General features: G+C 71.2%; 2 protein-coding genes and 1 pseudogene. All 3 read left to right on the top strand.

Going from position 1 to position 4,458, the window contains the following annotated elements; all coding sequences use genetic code 11:
• Positions 1–295 (top strand): annotated as a pseudogene (locus D180_RS15440) (plasmid replication/partition related protein); the annotation flags it as partial.
• Positions 296–446: 151 nt separating this feature from the next.
• Complete coding sequence (locus D180_RS15445; RefSeq protein WP_017913507.1) at positions 447–1,688, top strand: DUF445 family protein; 1,242 nt, start codon at positions 447–449, stop codon at positions 1,686–1,688.
• A 297-nt stretch (positions 1,689–1,985) separates the two neighbouring features.
• Positions 1,986–4,458: CHASE domain-containing protein (locus D180_RS15450; protein ID WP_232760525.1), on the top strand; the 2,473-nt coding region annotated here is incomplete at its 3' end.

The following is a 4,458-nucleotide window of genomic DNA, read 5'->3' on the forward strand; positions in this document are numbered from 1 at the left end:
GTCCGGTGCGATCTCGATCAATGCCGCCGCGGCAGTGGCCAGCCTGCCCGAGGAGGAACAGCGCGCCGCGGCGATGGCCGGCAAGGACGAGCTGAAGCAGGCCGCCAAGCGCGCCCGCGAGTCCAAGCGCAAGCCCAAGCCGGCGCCTGCGGACGCCGCCGAGGACGCGGCCCCGGCGGCGGATGCCGAGGGCGACACGGCGGCCACGCTGCGCCAGCGCGTGGCCGAACTCGAGGCCGAGAACCAGGCGCTGCGCGAGGAAGTGGCGGCGCTGCGCGCGCAGTTGCCGGGCTGATCCACGCGCACAGGCCATCCGTGCCGCGGCCGGATGACCTCGCCGCCGCGCATGCAACCGCGCTCACCGCGCACTGCGTAGACTCGGCCGCATGAGCGTGTCTTCCGCCCCTGCCCTGCCCCCCGATCCGCGCCGCGCGCAGCTGCGGCGCATGAAGCTGCTGGCGGCGCTGTTGCTGCTGGCGATGCTGTGCGGCTTCCTGCTCAGCCATGCCATGGGCCTGCACGGGGTGTGGGCCTGGGTCGGCGCGTTCTGCGAAGCGGCCACGGTCGGCGCGCTGGCGGACTGGTTCGCGGTGGTGGCGCTGTTCCGGCATCCGCTGGGCCTGCCGATTCCGCACACCGCGATCATCCCGCACGGCAAGGCGCGCATCGCCGACAGCCTGGCGGTGTTCGTGCGCGATCAGTTCCTGGAACCGGGCGCGCTGCTGGCCAAGCTCAGCGCGTTCGATCCCGCGGCGCGGCTGGGCCAGTGGCTGGCCGAACCGGCGCAGTCCGCACGGCTGGCCGATCTGGCCCGCGGCTGGGCGTTGCAGGCGCTGGACCTGCTGGACGAAGCCGCGGTGCGGCGCCGCATCCATGGTTTCGTGGTGGCGCGGCTGCGCGACTGGGACGCCGCCGCCACCGCCGGCGAACTGCTCGGCCTGCTCACCGCCGACGGCCGCCACCACGCACTGCTCGACGAAGCGCTGACCCGGCTCGGCCGGCACCTGGACGATGCCGCGGTCAAGCAGCGGGTGTCGGCGATGATCGTCAAGTACGCGCGGCGCGAATGGCCCAAGCTGGTCGGCACCGTGGAATGGGTGAAGCCGGTGGAAGGCATCGCCGACACCCTCGCCGAGCGCCTGGCGCACGCGCTGCTGGAGGAACTGCAGGAGGTGCTGTCGCAGCCGCAGCATCCGCTGCGCCAGGACTACGAGCGCTGGCTCGGCGGCTACGTGCAGCGGCTGCGCGCCGATCCCGCCACCGCCGAGAAAGTGCAGGCGCTGAAGCAGCGGCTGATCGACCACCCCGGCGTACAGGCGTACGTGCAGGGCCTGTGGGATCAGATCCACAGCGCGCTGCGCGAGGACCTGTCGCGCCAGGACGGCGCACTGGTGCAGCACCTGCAGCGCGCCCTCGGCGCGCTCGGCCAGTCGCTGGCGCAGGATCCCGCCCTGCGCGAGGCGCTCAACCAGCACCTGCTCGGCGGCGCCGAGCGGCTGACCCAGCGCCTGCGCAGCGGCGTCACCGAGCACATCGCGCAGACCGTGAAGGGCTGGGACGAACGCCACTTGGTCGAGCAACTGGAACTGAGCGTGGGCCGCGACCTGCAGTACATCCGTTTCAACGGCACCCTGGTCGGCGGATTGATCGGGCTGGCGCTGCACGCTGCCGTCACGCTGCTTGGCTGAGCGTGCATGGCAAGGATGCACTGCGCCGCTGGAGCGGCCGGCCCGCTGCCGACGCACGATGCGACGCACGCACCCCACGACGGACCGCCGACCCGCGGTACCCGGTGCCATCCACGCAGCAAGGTGTAGACACGCCTCGACTCTTTGGACCGAAGGGCTGGCGCGACCGCCACGCCCGCGCTAGCGTTGGGGGACGACCTGCGGGGCCTGCGTCGCCGCTGTGAACGCCATCCCGCAACCGGTCGGGGGGAAGCCGATGCGCGTGCCGAACGCGCGTTCGCCAGAGGAAAGGGGAGCATGTCGAAGAAACGCCGGACACCCATCGCCGGCCCTGCGCGGCTTGCGCGGCTCGCCGCCCTGGCCGTGCTGGCCGTCGGGCTGCTCGCCGCGCTGCTGATCGCGCATGGCGTGCAGCAGCGCAACCGCGCGCAGGCGCAGGCGCGCTTCCAGCAACTGGTCTCGCACGTCGCCAACGATCTGCGACAACGCCTGGACATGTACGAGCACGGCCTGCGCGGCGCGCGCGGCGCGGTGATCGCGGCCGGTGGTGACCGCATCTCGCGCGAGCGCTTCGCCCGCTACAGCGCCTCGCGCGACTACCTGCGCGAGTTCCCGGGGGTGCGCGGCTTCGGCTACATCCAGCGGGTGCCGCGCGCCGACGAGGCTACGTTCCTGCAGCAGGCCCGCGCCGACGGCGCACCGTCGCTGCAGATCAGTGAGCTGGCGCCGCACGAGGGCGATCGCTTCGTCATCGTCTACATCCAGCCGACGCAGTCCAACACGCCGGCACAGGGCTTCGACATCGCCTCCGAACCGGCGCGACGCGACGCGGCGATCGCCGCCGCGCACTCGGGCAAGCCCACCATCACCGCGCCGATCCGCCTGGTGCAGCGGCCGGGGCTGGGCAAGAGCGGCTTTCTGCTGTTGTTGCCGGTGTATCGCGAAGGCCTGCCGCTGCAGACCCCGGAACAGCGCTGGCAGGCCACCACCGGTTGGGCGTACGCGCCACTGAGCATCGCCGAGGTACTGGCCTCCTCCGACGACCACCGCAGCGAACTGCATCTGAGCCTGGCCGACAGCCAGACCCCGGCGCAGCCGTTCTATCGCGACAACGCCACACCGATCCTGGCCGGAGGCCCCACCGCCGAACGCACCCTGGCGGTCTATGGACGCCAGTGGCGCATCGGCGCACACGCCACGCCCGGCTTCATGCGCGCGCTCGACCAGACCTCGCCGCTGTTCGCCGGCGCCCTGGCCGCCGGCATCGCGCTGTTGCTGGCCACCCTGCTGTATGTGTTCCTGACCAGCCTGCGCCGCCGCGACCTGATCCTCAGCGAACAGAGCCAGCTGGCCGCCCTGGTCGCCGGCACCAGCGAGGCGATCGTCGCCGAAGACCTGAGCGGCCGCGTGACCCACTGGAATCCCGCGGCCACGCGCATCTTCGGCTACACCCCCGAGCAGGCCATCGGCCAGCCGCTGCAGCGGTTGCTGGGCGCGCACGTCCGCGATCCCATCGACAGCGGCGACGGCGTCCGCGAACTGCGCCACCGCGATGGTCACACCGTCAGCGTCCTGGCCAGCGTCTCGCCGATCGCCGGCACCCGCGGCGGCACCATCGGCCATTCGCACCTGCTGCACGACGTCACCGAACAGGTGCGCGCGCAGGCGCGGGTGCTGGAGCTCAACGCCACGCTGGAGCAGCAGGTGGCCGAGCGCACCAGCGAACTGGTGACCTATTCGGCGCTGCAGCGCGCGATCCTGGCCAATGCCGGCTATGCGATCGTCGCCACCGACCCGGACGGCGTCATCACCCTGTTCAATCCGGCCGCCGAACTGCTGCTCGGCTACGCCGCGCACGAGTTGATCGGGCGCAAGGCCACCGGCCTGTTCCTGGACCCAGAACAGCTGAGCGCACGCGCCGAGCGCATGGCCGCGCAATCCGGCATGCCGGTGCAGCCGTCGTTCGAGTCGGTGGCCGCGCTGTCCACGCTGGGACGCAGCGACACCCGCGAGTGGACCTACCTGAGCAAGGATGGCCACGCCTTCCCGGTCTTGCTCACCCTGAGCACGCTGCGCGACGACGACGACCGGGTGATCGGCTACCTCGGCATCGCGGTCGATCTGACCGAGCAGAAGCGGCGCGAGCGCGAGCTGCGCCTGGCGATCGACGCGGCCGAAAGCGCCAACCAGTCCAAGAGCGATTTCCTGGCCAACATGAGCCACGAGATCCGCACGCCGATGAACGCGATCCTGGGCATGCTGTACCTGCTGCGGCACAGCGCGCTGTCGCAGGCGGCGCAGGACATGATCCAGAAGATCGAACTGTCCGCACGCAACCTGCTGGAGATCATCAACGACATCCTCGACTTCTCCAAGATCGAGTCCGGGCGCATCGACCTGGAATCGGCGCCGTTCGATCTCAACGAGTTGCTGGAGAACATCGCCGCGCTGATGACCTCGGCGACCAGCGCCAAGCCGGTGGAGATGATCGTCGAGCCGCTGCCGCCGGGCTGCCGCTGGCTGCGCGGCGACGCGCTGCGCCTGAACCAGGTGCTGATCAACCTGGTGGGCAACGCCATCAAGTTCACCGAACAGGGCGAGGTGGCGCTGTCGGTGCGCGCCTTCCCCGGCGCCGAACCCGGCAAGCTCAAGTTGCTGTTCTCGGTGCGCGACACCGGTATCGGCATCCCGCGCGAGAAGCAGAGCCTGATCTTCTCGCCGTTCCTGCAGGCCGACACCTCCACCAGCCGCCGCTACGGCGGCAGCGGCC

This window comes from Xanthomonas sp. SHU 166 (assembly GCF_000364685.1).
In the GTDB taxonomy this organism is placed as follows: domain Bacteria; phylum Pseudomonadota; class Gammaproteobacteria; order Xanthomonadales; family Xanthomonadaceae; genus Xanthomonas_A; species Xanthomonas_A sontii.

Coding starts and splice junctions, on each gene's coding strand:
- D180_RS15445 (WP_017913507.1), top strand. CDS start 447: ATGAAGCTGCTGGCGGCGCTGTTGCTGCTGGCGATGCTGTGCGGCTTC.